The 16,139-nt window shown below is 74.0% G+C and carries 11 protein-coding genes and 1 pseudogene; 8 read left to right on the top strand and 4 right to left on the bottom strand.

What is annotated here, in order from left to right; translation table 11 throughout:
• Nucleotides 1-55 precede the first annotated feature (55 nt).
• Complete coding sequence (locus tag PP1_RS18215) at nucleotides 56-2,077, bottom strand: beta-galactosidase (RefSeq protein WP_010230855.1); 2,022 nt, start codon at nucleotides 2,075-2,077, stop codon at nucleotides 56-58.
• Between the two features lie 107 nt (nucleotides 2,078-2,184).
• On the opposite strand from PP1_RS18215, the pseudogene ppc reads away from it, so the two are divergent.
• The 3 genes and pseudogenes from ppc (at nucleotide 2,185) to PP1_RS18200 (ending at nucleotide 6,117) form a co-directional block, all read left to right on the top strand.
• A pseudogene (gene ppc, locus PP1_RS18210) lies at nucleotides 2,185-5,103 on the top strand (phosphoenolpyruvate carboxylase).
• Between the two features lie 43 nt (nucleotides 5,104-5,146).
• Nucleotides 5,147-5,365 carry a hypothetical protein gene (locus PP1_RS18205; protein ID WP_010230857.1) on the top strand — a complete coding sequence of 73 codons (219 nt, stop codon included), beginning with the start codon at nucleotides 5,147-5,149 and terminating at the stop codon, nucleotides 5,363-5,365.
• 32 nt (nucleotides 5,366-5,397) lie between these two features.
• Nucleotides 5,398-6,117, top strand: a complete 720-nt coding sequence (locus PP1_RS18200) for a hypothetical protein (RefSeq protein WP_029239577.1) — start codon at nucleotides 5,398-5,400, stop codon at nucleotides 6,115-6,117.
• Between the two features lie 15 nt (nucleotides 6,118-6,132).
• On the opposite strand, the gene PP1_RS18195 is transcribed toward PP1_RS18200, so the two are convergent.
• Nucleotides 6,133-6,858 (bottom strand): GntR family transcriptional regulator, encoded by a 726-nt coding sequence (locus tag PP1_RS18195; protein WP_060574568.1) that lies wholly within the window; start codon nucleotides 6,856-6,858, stop codon nucleotides 6,133-6,135.
• 105 nt (nucleotides 6,859-6,963) lie between these two features.
• On the opposite strand from PP1_RS18195, the gene PP1_RS18190 reads away from it, so the two are divergent.
• The 4 genes from PP1_RS18190 to PP1_RS18175 are packed head-to-tail and all read left to right on the top strand — an operon-like array spanning nucleotide 6,964 to nucleotide 11,787.
• A complete protein-coding gene (locus PP1_RS18190) occupies nucleotides 6,964-8,184 on the top strand; it encodes an NRAMP family divalent metal transporter (protein ID WP_010230869.1) in 1,221 nt (406 codons plus the stop codon).
• Nucleotides 8,185-8,213: 29 nt separating this feature from the next.
• A complete protein-coding gene (locus tag PP1_RS18185; protein WP_010230872.1) occupies nucleotides 8,214-8,972 on the top strand; it encodes a LamB/YcsF family protein in 759 nt (252 codons plus the stop codon).
• 5 nt (nucleotides 8,973-8,977) lie between these two features.
• Complete coding sequence (locus PP1_RS18180) at nucleotides 8,978-9,766, top strand: putative hydro-lyase (protein WP_010230875.1); 789 nt, start codon at nucleotides 8,978-8,980, stop codon at nucleotides 9,764-9,766.
• A gap of 14 nt (nucleotides 9,767-9,780) precedes the next feature.
• Nucleotides 9,781-11,787 (top strand): prolyl oligopeptidase family serine peptidase, encoded by a 2,007-nt coding sequence (locus tag PP1_RS18175; protein WP_010230877.1) that lies wholly within the window; start codon nucleotides 9,781-9,783, stop codon nucleotides 11,785-11,787.
• Nucleotides 11,788-11,819: 32 nt separating this feature from the next.
• On the opposite strand, the gene PP1_RS18170 is transcribed toward PP1_RS18175, so the two are convergent.
• Together PP1_RS18170 and PP1_RS18165 are read right to left on the bottom strand one after the other, a co-directional pair.
• Complete coding sequence (locus PP1_RS18170; protein WP_010230880.1) at nucleotides 11,820-12,632, bottom strand: alpha/beta fold hydrolase; 813 nt, start codon at nucleotides 12,630-12,632, stop codon at nucleotides 11,820-11,822.
• A gap of 37 nt (nucleotides 12,633-12,669) precedes the next feature.
• Nucleotides 12,670-14,178, bottom strand: a complete 1,509-nt coding sequence (locus PP1_RS18165) for a flavin-containing monooxygenase (protein WP_010230883.1) — start codon at nucleotides 14,176-14,178, stop codon at nucleotides 12,670-12,672.
• 146 nt (nucleotides 14,179-14,324) lie between these two features.
• On the opposite strand from PP1_RS18165, the gene PP1_RS18160 reads away from it, so the two are divergent.
• Nucleotides 14,325-16,079: a sigma-54-dependent Fis family transcriptional regulator gene (locus tag PP1_RS18160; protein WP_075314828.1), complete on the top strand. Its 1,755-nt coding sequence runs from the start codon at nucleotides 14,325-14,327 to the stop codon at nucleotides 16,077-16,079.
• Nucleotides 16,080-16,139: the final 60 nt, after the last annotated feature.

Below are 16,139 nucleotides of genomic sequence, written 5' to 3'. Positions count from 1 at the left end.
GTGTCACGGAGTCGACCAGCACGCTCCGGCCCCGGCGGGGGCAGAACCGTGCAGGTCAGTCGCGCAGGACCGTCGCCCCGCGTGGGGGCAGCACGGTCGGCGGCAGGCCGGCCAGGGTCTCGGCCTCTCCGAGCGGGGTCAGGTCGACGGGGGCGTCCCCCCGGTTCACCAGGAACCGGAAGCCCTCGCGGCGGACCAGCTCCACCCGGCCGCACAGCTCCCCCGGCAGCTCCGGCACGATCCCGGCCCGGCGCAGCAGCCGTCCGAGCAGCGGGGCGCGGTCGGCGAGCCGGGTCGAGACGTAGCTCGCCGAGCCCCGTCCGGCCGGGCGCCGGGTCACCGCGGGCAGCCCGGCCAGGTCCGGCGCACCCGGGTCGGTGCCCGCGCCGGTGTAGCGGGCGAGCACCTCCACCGACGGGTCGACGACCTGCACCGGCTCGCTCCACAGGTCACCGGTGCCGCCGTCGTCGAGCAGGACCGTGGCGCCCGGGTCCAGCGGGGCGAACTCCTCGACCCGGACGCCCAGCAGGTCGCGCAGCGCACCGGGGTACCCGCCCGGAACGGCGTGCGCCGACTCGTCGACGGTGCCGGAGAAGTAGGTGGTGACCAGGTGCCCGCCGCCGTCGACGAACGCGGCGAGCTCGGCCGCCCGGTCCGGCCCGACGACGTGCAGCACCGGCGCGACGACGAGCTCGTACCCGGCGAGCCCGGCCCCGGCGGGGACGACGTCGGCGCGCACCCCGGCGTCGAGGAACGCCCGGTACCAGCCGAGCGCCTCGGCCTTGTAGCGCAGCTCCGTCGTCGGGGTGAAGGGCTGCTCGGCGGCCCACCACGACGGCTGGTCCCACAGGATCGCCGCCCGGGCGGGCACCCGGTGGGCCCCGGCGACCGGGGCGAGCTCCGCGAGCGTCGCGCCCAGGGCCGTGACGTCGCGGAACACCGCGGAGTCCGGCCCGGCGTGCGGGACCATCGCCGAGTGGAACTTCTCGGCACCCGCCGTGGACTGGCGCCACTGGAAGTAGCAGATCGCGTCGGCCCCGTGCGCGAGGTGGGTGAGGGAGTCCCGGGCGAGCTCGCCGGGCCGCTTGGCCCGGTTCACCGGCTGCCAGTTCACCGCCGACGTCGAGTGCTCCATCTGCCACCACGGCTCCCCGCCGGCCAGGTTGCCGGTGAGGTTCGACGAGAACGACAGCTCGTCGCGGGCGTCCGGCCCCGGGACGACGTAGTGGTCGTTGGACACGATGTCGATCTCCGGGACCCAGCTCGCGTAGTCCATCCCGCTGGTCTCGCCCATCACCATGAAGTTCGTGGTGACGGGGACGTCAGGGGTCACCTCCCGCAGCACCGCCACCTCGGCCCGCAGGTGCTCGCGCAGCGCGTCGGAGGAGAAGCGGGCGAAGTCGAGGAGCTGGGTGGGGTTCGGGAACGTCCCGGGCCCGACGGTGCGCGGGGTGCGGATCTCCGCCCAGTCGCCGTAGTGCTGGGACCAGAACGAGGTGCCCCAGGCGTGGTTGAGCGCGTCCAGGTCGCCGTAGCGCTCGCGCAGCCAGGACCGGAAGGCGGTCTCGGCGTCGGACGAGTGGTCGTGGACGTTGTGGCAGCCCAGCTCGTTGGACACGTGCCACGCGGCCAGCGCCGGGTGCCCGCCGTAGCGGTCGGCCATCCGCCGGACCAGGTCGAGGGCGTACCGGCGGAACACCGGCGACGTGGGCCGGTAGTGCTGGCGTCCGCCCGGCCACACGGTCCGGCCGTCGGCGTCGACCGGGAGGATCTCGGGGTGCCGGTGGTGCAGCCACGGCGGCGGGGACGCCGTCGCGGTCGCCAGGTCGACCGCGATCCCGCCGTCGGCCAGCAGGTCGAGCACCTCGTCGAGCCAGCCGAAGTCCCACCGGTCCGGCGCGGGCTGCAACCGGGCCCAGGAGAAGACGCCGACGGTCGCGACCGTCACCCCGGCCTCGCGCATGAGGGCGATGTCGGACCCCCAGGTCTCCCGCGGCCACTGCTCGGGGTTGTAGTCGGCCCCGAACTCGATCCGGGGACGGGTGACGCCGGGTGTGCGGCGCAGCCAGCGGGCCATGGCTTCCTCCACGAGACGCGTGCGTTCGTGTTCGATGATGCGCGAGGCTGTGCGATCCGGGCCACCCGAGCAGTCGTGTTGCGCGGGAGTAACGGGGAGGCCCAGGAATGGCCGCGGGTCCGCGTCCCGGGGGACGATGCGCGCTGATCCCGTTCCCGACGACGCGAGCGGCCCGCCACCACCCCGCGTCCGCACGCGGAGAACGGAGCACAGCCGTGACCCGGACCGTGAACGGTGCCGACCCCACCGAGAACTCCGAGAGCTCCGGGTCCGCCGAGCTCGCCCCGGACTCGCTGTCCGCGCACTCCGGCGTCGTGAGCGAGTCCGAGCACCAGGCGCTGCGCGCGGACATCCGGCGGCTCTCCACGCTGCTCGGGCAGACGCTGTCCGACGAGGCCGGCCCGGAGGTCCTGGAGCTGGTCGAGCGGGTGCGCCACGCGGCCCGCGACTCCGCCCGCGGGGAGGCGGGACCGGACGTCGTCGCCGCCCTGCTCGACGGCATCGACACCGGTACCGCGGTGCTGCTGGCCCGGGCGTTCTCCCAGTACTTCCAGCTGACCAACGTCGCCGAGCAGCTGCACCGCTCCCGCGAGCTGCGTGCGCTGCGTCCCGCCGACGCCCGCCCGCTGCGCACCGTGCTGCGCAGGCTCGCGTCCGAGGCGGACCCGGACGAGGTCGCCGAGGTCCTCGCCCGCACCCAGCTGCGCCCGGTCTTCACCGCCCACCCCACCGAGTCCACCCGGCAGTCCGTGCTGGGGATCCTGCGCCGGGTCGTGGACGCCCTCGAACGCGGGGCCCCCGATCCCGAGCTCGCCGCGCTGGTGGACCTGCTGTGGCAGACCGACGACATCCGCCCGGGCAAGCCGATGGTGATCGACGAGGCCCGCAACATCGCCTGGTTCGCCGCCCGGCTCGGCGAGCGCACGGTCCCCGACCTGCTGGACGAGTTCGCCCACGAGGCCGCCGAGGCGGGCCTGGAGATCCCCGACGACACCCGGCCGCTCGTGCTGGGCTCCTGGGTCGGCGGCGACCGCGACGGCAACCCGAACGTCACCCCCGCCGTGACGCGCGAGGTGCTCGAACTGAACGCCGACCGGGCGCTGCGCATCCACGCGAAGCTCGTCGAGCAGCTGGTCTTCGAGCTGTCGGTGTCCACCCGGGTCATGGGCGTCTCCGAGGAGCTGCGCGGCTCGCTCGCCCGTGACCGGCGCGCCCTGCCGGACGTCCACGACCGGTTCATCCGCCTCAACGCGCACGAGCCGTACCGCCTGAAGCTGTCCTACGTGGCGGCCCGGCTGGAGAACACCCGCCGCCGGATCGCCGCCCGCGGCCCGCACGAGCCAGGCGTCGACTACCTGGGCAGCGCCGGCTAAGTGGACGACCTGCTCGTCGTCGACCGGTCGCTGCGCGGCCACCACGGCGCACGGATCGCCGGCGGCACCCTGGCCCGGGCGATCCGCTCGGCCCGGGCGCTCGGCCTGCACCTGGTCGAGCTGGACGTGCGGGAGCACTCGCAGAAGCATCACGACGCCCTCGGCGCGATCTACGACGAGCTCGGCGAGCTGGAGAAGCCCTACGCCGAGCTGACCCGCGACGAACGCCGCGCACTGCTGTCGGCGGAGCTGCGCGGCAAGCGTCCGCTCGTCCGGCGGCACTACGGCGTCCCCGAGGCGACCGGCCCGGTGCTCGACACCTTCGACACCGTGCACGCGCTGCAGCACGAGTTCGGGCCGGACGTCGTGCGGACCTACATCGTGTCGATGGCCCGCGACGTCGACGACCTGCTCGCCGTCGCCGTCCTGGCCCGCGAGTCGTACATGGTGGAGATCGGGGGCGAGAACCCGCGGTCGTCGATCGACCTGGTCCCGCTGTTCGAGACGGTCGACGAGCTGTCGAAGGCGGGCGAGCTGCTGGAGGGCCTGCTCGCCGACCCCGGCTACCGGCAGCAGGTCCGCAACCGCGGTGACCTGCAGGAGATCATGCTCGGCTACTCCGACTCCAACAAGGGAGCCGGGATCACCGCGTCGCAGTGGCAGATCCACCGGGCCCAGCGCCAGTTGCGCGACGTCGCCGCGGAGCACGGCGTCCGGCTGCGGCTGTTCCACGGCCGCGGCGGCTCGGTCGGCCGCGGCGGCGGGCCCGCCGGGGAGGCGATCGCGTCGGCGCCGTTCGGGTCGGTGGACGCGACGATGAAGCTCACCGAGCAGGGCGAGGTCATCTCCGACAAGTACTCGCTGCCGAGCCTGGCGCACGACAACCTGGAGATCCTGCTCGCGTCCATGCTGGACGCGACGCTGCTGCACCAGGCGTCGCGCTGGCCCGCCGACGTGCTGGCGCGGTGGGACGAGGTGATGGAGTGCGTGTCCACCGCCGCCACCGAGACCTACCTGCGGCTGGTCGGCGACGACGGCCTCCCGGTCTTCTTCACCGCCGCCACCCCGGTGGAGGAGCTGGGCAGGCTCAACGTCGGGTCGCGGCCGTCGAAGCGGCCCGGGCAGGGCACCCCCACCCTGGACGACCTGCGCGCGATCCCGTGGGTGTTCGGCTGGACGCAGACCCGGATGGTCGTGCCGGGCTGGTACGGGCTGGGCTCCGGCCTGCGCGCCGCGCGGGAGGCCGGCTACGCCGAGGACCTCGCCGAGATGCGGCAGTGGGCGTTCTTCCGGAACCTGATCGGCAACGTCGAGATGACACTGGCGAAGACCGACCTGCGGATCGCGTCCAACTACGTCGCGACCCTCGTCGAGCCGGAGCAGCAGGGCCTGTTCTCCCAGATCCGCGCCGAGCACGAGCTGACCTGCCGGGAGCTCCTCGCGGTGACGGGCGAGTCGCAGCTGCTGGCCCGGCACCCGGTGCTGCGCAACACGCTGTCGGTGCGCAACGCCTACCTGGAGCCGCTGCACCACCTGCAGGTGGAGCTGCTGGCCCAGCGCCGGGCCGCGGGCGACGAACCGGACCCGGACCTGGAGCGCGCCCTGCTGCTGACGATCAACGGCATCGCGGCCGGGATGAAGAACACCGGGTGAGGCCGGACGGTGCGGATCACCGGACACCGGGTACACATCGGGCGTGGAGCACGAACGGAACACCCCCGGTCCCTCCGGTCCCGCGACCCGGCGGATCGTCGCCTGGATCCTGATCCTGGCGCTCGTCCTCGGCCTCCCGCTGAGCTACCTCATCGGGATGGCGCAGACGCCCGGCGGAGCGGAGATCCTGATCGCCCTGCTCGTCGTCGGACTGCTGGTCGGCGGCGTCACCGTGTGGTTGCACCGGCGCACCCGGGACTGATCGCGACCGGCGCGCCGCGGGAGACTGGGCCGGTGCAGTACCGCCACGCCCCGGCCGCGAACCACGCCGCACTCGACGCGGTCCTGGTCTCCGCGCCGGGACGGCCGACGCTGCCGGTCCGGCTGACCGTCGAGCTGGCCGGACGGGCCCGGGAGCGGCTCGGACCGGGACCGGTGACGGTGTGGGACCCGTGCTGCGGCGCCGGTGTGTCGCTGGCGGTGCTCGGGCTGCTCTGTCCCGGCATCGCCGTCCTCGCCGGCACCGACGCCGATCCCGCACCGCTCGGTCTGGCCCGGCGCAACCTCGGCCTGCTCGCACCGGGCGGGCTCGACGACCGGGCGTCCACCCTGGACGGTCTGGCCGCGCGGCACGGCAAGGAGTCCTACGCCGTCGCCGCCGCGGCGGCGCGGGCGACGATCCCGGCGAGCCGCCCGGAGTGGCGGGTCGGGGTCGCCGACGCGGGTGACCCGGAGGCGGTGCGGACCGCGCTCGGCGGCATCGAGCCGGACCTGGTGCTGGCGGACCTGCCGCACGGGCGACAGACCTCGTGGGCGGGGGAGCCGGGGACCGGTCCCCCACCGGAGGCCGGGTTCCTCGTCGCGGTCGCCGAGCCCCTGCATGCCGAGGCGGTGGTCGTCGCCGTCGGGCGCGGGCGGTCGGTGCCGCTGCCCCCGGGCGTGCGTCCGCTCGAACGGATCCGGGCCGGGCACCGGGCCGCCGTGCTCCTCCGGGCCGGTGACCTGCACACCTGACCGGGACATTCCGGGTCAGTGCGGGACGGCGGCCCCGCCCGGCAGCAGCGCGTAGGCGTCGAGCAGCTGGTCCCGGGCGGTCGCGAGGTACCGGGCCAGCTCGTCGGCGGCCCGCTCGGTCTCCCCCGCGAGGAGCAGCTCGGCGATCTCGCCGTTGCGGGCCAGGTAGGGCTCGTGGAACTCCCGCACCCCCGGCATCCGCTGGAAGATCAGCCGCATCTCGGCCAGCAGGCGCCCCATCTCGCGTTCCAGGCGCGGGCTCCCCGCCAGTGCGACGATCTCGCGATGGAAGTGCTGGTTGGCGTCGGCCACGCCGGCCCAGTCGCCGGCGTCCGCGGCGGCGCGCCCGCCCCGGTAGGCCACCCGGACGGCGGTCAGGGCGGCCGGGTCACCGGCGTGCGCACCGAACCGGACCGCGCCCGGCTCGATCACCAGGCGGGCCGCGTAGACGTCCCGGACGTCGTCGATCTCGGGACGGGCGACGAACACGCCCCGGTTCGGGATGCGGACCAGCACGCGCTCGGCGATGAGCTGGGACAGTGCCTCCCGCAGCGTGTTCCGGGAGACCTGCAGCGCCTCGCCGAGCGCCTGCTCGGGCAGCCGGGCCCCGACCCGCAGGCGGGCCTCGGCGACCTCGATCCGGATCCGGTCGGCGACCCGCTCGGAGGCCGGGACGACGACCGAGCTGGACGCGGCGAGCGAGGCCAGCGCGTCCTGGACGGACAGGTTCGGGGCGGTCACGACACACGATCCTAACGAGGAATGTTCCCTCGTGGGATTGCAGGATCGTTGAACAATCCGACACACTCCACCGATCCACCGCGCAGACGGCCCCGGGAGGCGGCGATGAGCGAGGACACGGAACGCACGACGGGGACGTCCGGCAGGACGACCCGGAGCGCGCTGCTCGGGGCGATGTTCCTGATGGCCACCAGCGCCATCGGGCCCGGCTTCATCACCCAGACCACCCAGTTCACCGCCCAGCTCGGTGCCGCGTTCGCGTTCGCGATCCTGGTGTCGATCCTGGTCGACATCGCGATCCAGATGAACGTCTGGCGGATCGTCGGCGTCTCCGGGATGCGCGCCCACGAGCTCGCGAACCGGGTCGCACCCGGCGCGGGCTGGGTGCTGACCGCGCTGGTCGTCGTCGGCGGGTTGGTGTTCAACATCGCCAACGTCGCCGGCGCAGGGCTCGGCCTGAACGCCCTGTTCGGGCTGGACGCCGCGGTCGGCGGCGCGATCTCCGCCGTCCTCGCGATCGCGATCTTCACGATCCGCCGGGCCGGCGCGGCGCTGGACCGGATCGTCGTCGTCCTCGGTGTGCTGATGATCGGGCTGACCGCCTACGTCGCCGTCGTGTCGGACCCACCGGTCGGCGACGCGCTGCGCCAGACCGTCCTTCCCGACGAGGTCAGCTGGCTGGTCGTCACCACCCTCATCGGCGGCACCGTCGGCGGCTACATCACCTACGCCGGCGCGCACCGGATGCTCGACTCCGGGCTGTCCGGCCCGGAGCACGCCGGCCGGGTCGCCCGCAGCTCGGTGCAGGGGATCGTCGTCACCGCCGTCATGCGGGTGCTGCTGTTCCTCGCGATCCTCGGCGTCGTCTCGGGCGGGGTGGACCTCGCCGGCGCGGAGAACCCGACCGCCGCCGCGTTCGGGGCCGCCGCCGGTGAGATCGGCGTGCGGCTGTTCGGCCTGATCCTCTGGGCCGCGGCGATCACCTCGGTGATCGGCGCCGCGTACACCTCGGTCTCCTTCCTGACCACGAAGTCGACGCCGCAGCGCACGACGAACCTGCTGACCATCGGGTTCATCGTGCTGAGCACGGCGGTGTTCCTGCTCGCCGGTGCCGCGCCGGTCACCCTGCTGATCTTCGCGGGTGCCTTCAACGGGCTGATCCTGCCGATCGGGTTCACCGTCCTGCTGTGGGTGGCGTGGCGGCGGCGCGACCTGCTCGGTGGCTACCGGTACCCGCGGTGGCTGCTGGGGATCGGCGTCGCCGGCTGGCTCGTGACACTGTTCATCGGGTACCAGTTCGTCGCGCAGAACCTGGGGCAGCTGTGAGAGAAGCCGGCGGAACGAACCTCGGCGCTGTGACCGTCGACCTGAACGCCGACCTCGGCGAGTCCTACGGCCAGTGGACCCTCGGCGACGACGACGCCATGCTCGGGCTGGTCAGCTCGGCCAACGTCGCGTGTGGCTTCCACGCCGGCGACCCCTCGACGCTGCGGGCGACCACCGCGCGGGCGGCGGAGGCCGGCGTCGTGATCGGGGCCCAGGTGTCCTACCCCGACCTGCGCGGGTTCGGACGCCGGTTCGTCGACGTCGAGCCGTCCGCCCTGACCGACGACGTGCTCTACCAGATCGGCGCCCTGGAGGCGCTGAGCCGCGTCGCCGGCTCCCGGGTGCGCTACGTCAAGCCGCACGGGGCGCTCTACAACGCGACCCGCACCCACACCGCGCAGGCACGTGCCGTCGCCGAGGCCGTCCGCGCCTACGACCCGTCGCTGCCGGTCCTGGGCCTGCCCGGCTCCGAGCTGCTGCGGGCGGCCGAGGAGGCGGGGCTGCGGGCGGTGCCGGAGTTCTTCGTCGACCGCGGGTACACCCCCGAGGGCGGGCTGGTGCCGCGCCGCGAGCCCGGCGCACTGCTCTCCGACGCCGGGGAGGCCGCCGACCGGCTCGTCCGGATGCTCGACGAGGGCGTGGTGCGCGCGGTCGACGGCACCGACGTCGCCGTGCGGGCCGAGTCCGCCTGCGTGCACGGGGACTCGCCGGGTGCCGTCGCGATGGCGGAACGGGTGCGGGACGCGCTGGCCCGGGCCGGCGTCGGGATCCGGGCGTTCGCGCCGTGACTCCTGTGACCGCCGGGCTCACCCCGGCCCGGGCCCGGGAGCGGTTCCGCGCCGGGCTGTCCACGCCGACGTCGGGCTGGTGCGCCGGCTGGACCCAGGCCAACCTGATCGCCGTCCCGCGCGAGTTCGCCTGGGACGTGCTGCTGTTCGCACAGCGCAACCCGAAGCCGTGCCCGGTGCTCGACGTCCTGGAGCCGGGTGAGCTCGGCGGCGCCCTCCTCGACGGCGACATCCGGACCGACCTGCCCGGCTACCGGGTCTACGCCGACGGCGAGCTGGTGGACCAGCCGTCGGACGTCGTGGACCGCTGGCGGGACGACCTCGTCGGGTTCCTGATCGGGTGCAGCTTCACCTTCGAGAACGCGCTGCTCGCCGAGGGCGTGCCGGTGCGGCACCTGGCGCGGGGCACCAACGTCCCGATGTACCGGACCACCCGGCGCTGCCGGTCCGCCGGGCGGATGTCCGGGCCGCTCGTGGTGTCGATGCGGCCGGTGCCGGCGCACCTCGTCGACACGGCGGTGTCGGTGACCGCCCGCTACCCCGAGGTGCACGGCGCACCCGTCCACATCGGCTCGGGCGGGCGGGACGGCGGCAGGGCACTCGGGATCACCGACCTCGACGCGCCCGACTACGGGGACCCGGTCCCGATCGCCGACGGCGAGGTGCCGGTGTTCTGGGCGTGCGGCGTCACCCCGCAGGCCGCCGTGCTGGAGTCGCGGCTGCCGCTGGCGATCACCCACGAGCCCGGCCGGATGCTGATCACGGACGCGCGGGACACCGACTACCTGATCTGAGCCATGATCGGGGCATGACGAACGACCCCCACGCCTGGCTCGAGGACGTCACCGGCGGCGAGGCCCTGGAGTGGGTGGCCGCCCGCAACGCCCGTACCGAGGAGCAGCTGGCCGGCAGCACGCTGTTCGGCGAGCTCGAGTCCGGTGTCCGCGAGGTGCTCGACTCCCGCGACCGGATCCCGTGGGTCACCCGGCGCGGCGGGTACTACTACAACTTCTGGACCGACGAGCGGAACCCGCGCGGGCTGTGGCGGCGCACGACGCCGGAGGAGTACCGCAAGCCCGAGCCGGACTGGGAGATCCTCCTCGACGTGGACGCCCTCAACGAGGCCGAGGGCGAGAACTGGGTCTGGCACGGCGCCCGGTTCCTGCGGCCGGGCCTCGACCGCGCGCTGGTCGACCTCTCCCGCGGCGGCGCCGACGCCGACGTCACCCGCGAGTTCGACGTCGAGGCGAAGGACTGGGTGCCCGGCGGCTTCGTCCGGCCCGAGGCGAAGGGCGGGGTCAGCTGGATCGACCGGGACACGATCTGGGTCTCCACCGAGCTGGGCGAGGGCACGACGACGAGCTCCGGCTACCCGCGGATCGCGCGGCGCTGGACCCGGGGCACCCCGCTCGCCGAGGCGCCGGTCGTCTTCGAGGGCACGGTCGAGGACCTGTCGGTCTCGGCGTTCCACGACCAGACCCCCGGTCACGAGCGGGACTTCGTCCGGCGGGCGATCGACTTCTACTCCGACGAGCTGTTCCTCGTCGACGGCGACGTGCTGCGCAAGATCCCCGTCCCGGACTCCGCGGTCGCCGACGTCGAGCGCGAGTGGCTCGTCCTGGAGCTGCGCGAGGACTGGGGCACGTTCCCGGCCGGGTCGCTGCTCGCCGCCCGGTTCGACGACGTCATGGCCGGAACGCCGGCCTGGGAGGTGCTGTTCGCGCCGACCGACGAGTCGTCGCTGGCCGGGTACACCTGGACCCGTCACCACCTCGTGCTGAACGTGCTGGAGAACGTCGTCAACCGGCTGTCGGTCCTCACCCCGGGCGACGACGGCTGGGCCCGGTCCCCCTTCACCGGTGCGCCCGAGTTCGGCAGCGTCGGGGTGTCCGCGGTCGACCCCGACGAGTGCGACGACGTCTGGCTCACCGTCACCGACTACCTCACCCCGTCGACGCTGGCGATCGCGACGGTCGGCGAGCAGCCCGAGACGCTGAAGAGCTCGCCGTCGTTCTTCGACGCGTCGACGCACGTCATCGAGCAGCACTTCGTGACCAGCGACGACGGCACCCGCGTCCCGTACTTCCTGGTCCGCCCGGAGGACCTGCCCTTCGACGGGACCGCACCGACCCTGCTCTACGGCTACGGCGGCTTCGAGATCGCCCTGACCCCCGGCTACTCCGGGGCGATCGGCCGGTCCTGGCTGGCCCGCGGCGGGGTCTACGCCGTCGCGAACATCCGCGGCGGCGGCGAGTACGGCCCCCGCTGGCACCGCGCGGCGCTGCGCGAGAACCGGCCGCGCGCCTACGAGGACATGGCCGCCGTCGCCCGCGACCTGATCGACCGGCGGATCACCGCGCCGGCGCACCTGGGCGTGCAGGGCGGCAGCAACGGCGGGCTCCTGACCGGGAACATGCTGGTCCGCTACCCGGAGCTGTTCGGGGCGGTCGTCATCCAGGTGCCGCTGCTGGACATGAAGCGCTACAGCCACCTGCTCGCCGGGGCGTCGTGGACCGCCGAGTACGGCGACCCGGACACCGACGACTGGGAGTTCATCCGGACCTTCTCGCCCTACCACCTGATCGACCCCGCCGCGGCCTACCCGCCGGTGATCCTCTTGACCTCGACCCGCGACGACCGGGTGCACCCGGGCCACGCACGCAAGTTCGCCGCGGCGCTCGACGAGGCCGGCCACGACGTCACCTACTACGAGAACATCGAGGGCGGCCACGGCGGCGCCGCGGACAACGCGCAGGCGGCGCGGATGTCGGCGCTCGCCTCGGCCTTCCTTTGGGGGCGGCTGCGCCGCTCGTGAGTGGTTGTCGCGGTCAGGACCGTCTCAACCACTCACGAGCGCGTAGCGCTCGCCAGGAAGCCGGTGACGATCTTCGTCAGCTCCTCGGGGCGCTCGATGTGCATGCCGTGGCTCGACCCGGGCCCGGTGACGAGCTCGTAGCGGGCCCCGGGGACGGCGTCGGCGACCTTCTTCGCCTGCCACGGCGGGGTGAGCAGGTCCTGCTCGCCCACCAGGACGAGCGTCGGCGCGGTGATCCCGCCGAGGCGGTCGAGCGAGTCGTGGGCGAGGTCGGCGTCCCACTGCTCGACGGTGACCTGCATCTGCGCCTCGTTCTGCGGGAACGCGGGCAGCATCGGCTCCATCATCGCCCCGAAGTCGGGATGGTCGAGCAGCTGCGGGGAGAACGCGAGTCCCGCCGTGGCCAGCGCCGACTCCATGTCCCGGTGCACGTAGGGCAGCCGCAGGGCGCTGAGCACGGAGCGCTGGAACCCGTCGCAGCGACCCCAGGTCGCGTACATCACCGCCGAGGCGACCTGCTCGGGGTGGGCGAGCGCGAGCTCCTGCACGACCGCCGACCCGAGCGACCAGCCGAGCACGTGCGCCCGGGGGATCCCGAGCGCCTCCAGCAGGCCCGAGGCGTCCTCGGCCAGGGTGGCGACGTCGATCGGGCCCGCGCCGCGGTCACTGCCGCCGAGGCCACGGTTGTCGAACGCGATCACCTGGTGGGTCTGCGCCAGGCGGCCGGACAGCTCGCCCCACAGCGGGATCGAGCCGGACGTTCCCATGATCAGCAGCAACGGGTCGCCGCTGCCGCTGATCTCGTAGTTCAGCGTGACGCCGGTGCGCACGGTCGTCTGGGGCACGGGGATCTCCTCCGATGCGGGGGCGGATGCGGGTGGGTCAGCGGTAGGTGAGGCCGTCGTCGAGGTCGGCCTCGGGCAGCGTCGTGCGGTCGTGCTCGTGTTCGTGCTGGTGGATCCACGGCTCCCGGTCGCCCTGGCGGAACATCTTGTCCTGGGAGCGCAGGACGTAGCCGGGGTTGAAGTTCTGCGGGTCCGTCCAGGGCAGCAGCGGCATGTCCGCGTCGCCGGGGCGCAGTTCGGGGACGACGGTGGCGGCGCCCCGCTCGGCCATCAGGTCGAAGATCCGCGCGACGACGTCGTTGTTCAGGTCCACCCGCAACGTCCAGCTGTGCCGGAAGTAGCCGAACGAGTACGCCATGTTCGGCACCCCGCTGATCATCAGCCCGCGCCAGGTGACCCGGCGCGTGAAGTCGACCGGCTCGCCGTCCACCCGGAACGGGATGTCGCCGAACACCGACAGGTCGAACCCCGTGGCGGTGACGACGACGTCGGCCTCCAGCACCTCGCCCGACGAGATCTGCACGCCCTTCTCGGTGAACTCGGTGATCGTGTCGGTGACGATCGAGGCCTGCCCCTCCCGCATGGCGGTGAACATGTCGCCGTCCGGGACGAACGCGATCCGCTGCTGCCAGGGCCGGTAGGCCGGGGTGAAGTGCCTGCCGACGTCGGTGCCCTCGGGCAGCAGCGGGCGGATCGTCCCGACCAGGAACTCGTGCAACTGGTCGGGATCGTCGCGGCCGGTCGTCGCGAGCCAGTCGAGCTGCTGGACGTAGGTGCGGCGCAGGATCTCGTGGGTCCACTCGTCGGGGAGGTCCAGCGGTTCCAGCATCGTGGCGAGCTCGTGCACCGTCGGCGCGGGGAACCAGTACGACGGCGAGCGCTGCAGCATCGTCACGTGCTCGGCGTCGCCGGCGACCGCGGGGACGACGGTCGCCGCCGTCGCACCGGAGCCGATGACGAGCACCCGCTTCCCGCTGGTGTCGAGGTCGTCCGGCCAGGCCTGCGGGTGCACGATCCGGCCCTCGAACCGGTCGGTGCCCGGCCACTCGGGGGTGTGCGGCTCGTCGTGGTTGTAGTAGCCCTGGCACATCCACAGGAACGACGCGGTGATCCGGAGCTGCTCGCCGGTGTCGGTCCGGGTGACCTCGGCCGTCCACCGGGCGTCCTCCGAGGACCAGCTCAGCGCGGTGACCCGGTGCCGGTAGCGGATCCGGCCCGCGAGGTCGTCCTCGTCGATCACCTCGTCGAGGTAGGACAGGATCTCGTCGCCGGCGGCGATCGACGGGCCCCGCCACGGCTTGTGCCGGTACCCGTAGGTGAACAGGTCGCTGTCCGAGCGTGCACCGGGGTAGCGGTGCGTCCACCAGGTCCCGCCGCGGTCGTCCTGGGCCTCCAGGAGAAGGAAGGTCCGGTCGGGGAACCGCTCCCGCAGGTGGTGCGCGGCACCGATGCCGGACACACCGGCCCCCACGACGAGGACGTCGACGTGGCCGGCGTCGTCGCTGCCTGCGTCCTGGTCGCGTGCGGTCGTGGCGGCACCGGTCATGGCGGAGACCTCCCTGGTCGGCACTGAGCGGGGACGCGGCCGACGCTAGGTCCCGGCACCGGTACGGAGGGTGTCCCAATCTCGGACACGGGCCGGGCTTGACCGTGCCCGCATGATGTGAGGGACCCCACAGAGAGGTGCGGCGCATGGCTGACGTCCAGGCCGATCGCAGGCTGCTCACCTCCGCCCGCGCCGGTCTGCTGGACGGCGGCGGCGTGCTGCCCGGCGTCCGCGGACGGGTGGCGGCGTCGTGGCGGCGCAGCGTCGCGCGCGGCGTCGACCCGGCCGCGATCGCGAACCGCTACCACCCGGACCTCGACTTCGGGTCCCGGCTCGTCCGATGTGCCCTGCCGGTGATCGAGCATCTCGTCGAGCAGCTCGCCGACGTCCCCGTCTGCGTGGCCCTCACCGACGACCGGGCCCGGCTGCTCGTGCGCCGCGACACCGCGCCGTCGATCGGGCGGCTCGCCGACGGCAACCACTTCGCCCAGGGCTTCGGCTACGGCGAGGAGACCGTCGGCACCAACGGGGTCGGGACGGTGCTGGAGTCCGGGGAGTCCGTCCACATCGTCGGCGCCGAGCACTTCGTGGAGCGGCTGCACGAGTACGCCTGCGCGGGCGCGCCCGTGCGGGATCCGCTGACCGGGCGGATCGAGGGCGTGCTCGACATCAGCTGCCGGTCCGACCACTCGTCGCCGGTGCTGCACTCGCTGGTCCGCTCGTCCGCGGCGCGGATCCAGGAGGGACTGCTCCGCGACCGCGACCCCGCCCAGCAGGCCCTGTTCGACGCCTACTCCCGGATCGACGCCCGCGGCCGCCGGGCGGTCCTCGCGGTCGGCGACCGCACGGTGCTGACCAACGTGCGGGTCCAGACCCTCCTCGACCCCGGCGACCTGATCGCGCTGCAGGACCACATGCGGTTCGTGATGCGGCGGACCCCGTCCACCGACGCCTGGGTGGACCTGCCCTCCGGTACCCGGGTGCGGCTGCGCGGGACGACCGTCGCCGCCGGCCCGGCCGACGCCGGCATGGTCGGGACCGTCTCGGTCCCCCGCGACGACGACGCTGCGGCCGGGCGCCGCCCGGGTGGCGGGCCCGGGCGCGGTTCCCCCGCGTGGCGCGCGGCCTGGACGACCGTCACCGGCGCGCTGCGGGAGGAGCCGTGCGCCGTCCTCGTCCTCGGCGAGGCGGGGTCCGGCCGGACCCGGATGCTCACCGACGCCGACCGGTCCGTGCACGGTCCGGGACAGGTCGTGACGCTGGACCCGGAGCAGGTGGCCGCCGCACCCGGGGCCGTCGTGACCGGCCTGCGCGGCCCCGGCGACGGCCGGCTGCTGGTGCTGCGGGACGTCGACCGCCTCCCCGACGGCGTGCTCGGCCCGCTCACCACCGCGCTCGAGGACGCCCGGCTCCGTCCCGGGCTGCGGATCGCCGCGACCGCGGGCGACGACACCGGCCGCGGGCCCGCCTACGACGCCCTCCTCGCACGGTTCCGGCGTTCGGCGAGCGTGCCACCGCTGCGCAACCGCTCCGGCGACCTGCCCGTGCTGGCCGCCGGGTTGCTCGCCGAGCTCGCCCCGCACCGCGAGGTCCGGCTCGCCCCCGCGGCGCTGCGGACGCTCGCCCGGCACGGGTGGCCCGGCAACGTGACCGAGCTGCGCGCGGCGCTCGACGCGGCGCTGCGCCGGCGCCCGGTCGGCAGCATCGAGCCCACCGACCTGCCCGGTTCGTGCCAGAGCGCGCCGCGCAGCACGCTGCGGGCCGTCGACCAGGCCGAGCGGGACACGATCGTCGCGGCGCTGCGCGACGCCGCCGGCAACCGGAAGGCTGCCGCCACCGCGCTCGGCCTGGCCCGCTCCACGCTCTACCGCAAGATCCGGCAGTACGGGATCACCGACTGACCCGTGAGTGGTCAGTGCGGTCCAGACCGCGTGTCGTGTCTCAGCACATCTGAGACAGAT

It is taken from the genome of Pseudonocardia sp. P1, from assembly GCF_000178675.2.
Taxonomy (GTDB): Bacteria; Actinomycetota; Actinomycetes; order Mycobacteriales; family Pseudonocardiaceae; genus Pseudonocardia.
This window is presented reverse-complemented; position numbering and strand designations above follow the sequence as displayed.